This is a genomic window from Flavobacterium sp. HJJ, assembly GCF_015351475.1.
GTDB lineage: Bacteria > Bacteroidota > Bacteroidia > Flavobacteriales > Flavobacteriaceae > Flavobacterium > Flavobacterium marginilacus.
On the sequence record NZ_JADKPR010000076.1, the window covers coordinates 1 to 751 of the forward strand.

The window sequence follows — 751 nt, forward strand, 5'->3', positions numbered from 1 at the left end:
TTTTTTTAAATCACTGATAAATAATTAGTTTCTATTTTGTATTTTTTTATCATTTTATTTATTTGTAAAATCTTTTTAGTCTTCATTTCTTGAATATATTCTTCTGTATTAACAGGACTATAATGCGTTCTTTTCACAATCATATTCCACATTATGATGGCAATTTTTCGAGCTGTTGCCGTGATTGCAGCCCCTCTTCCTTTTTTGTATGCAACTCTTTTAAAAAACAACATCAAATACCCCTCTTTTTTCCTGTCAATTGAATTGGCTGCATTTCTTAAGGTCAATGCAAATTTATTTTTGCCTTTAGGAGTTTTACTGCTCAATATTTTCCCTCCGCTAATTTTATTATTAGGAGCTAATCGAAGCCAGCTTACAAATTGTTTTGCTGTTTGAAATTTGTAAATATCAGTTCCTACTTCTGCCAAAAAACTTGCAACTGTTCCTTCGCTAATGCATTCGATAGCAAATAAATCTACACCAAATAATTTGCAGCAATGAGATTGAACATCCAGTTGTATTTCTTTTTTTCGACTTCTGTTCTTTTTTACCATTTCGATATTCTCAGGTAAGACAATTTCTTGTGTCTGCTGTTGTAAAACTTCATTTATCTTTAGACTGTTTTTTTTTATTTTTTCTTGTATAAAAAGATAAATATCAAAACAATCCGATAATTCATGTAATAATTCAGGATTGATTTTTCCTTGTAAAGCATCCGCTATTTCCTCCTTGCTTTTCTTTACTCGTTTGT

1 protein-coding gene is annotated in these 751 nt (G+C 30.0%); it reads right to left on the bottom strand.

The features are described from left to right. Positions 1-5: 5 nt before the first annotated feature. A partial coding sequence (locus tag IRZ80_RS20795; RefSeq protein ID WP_194644283.1) for a transposase occupies positions 6-751 on the bottom strand: 746 nt, incomplete at its 5' end.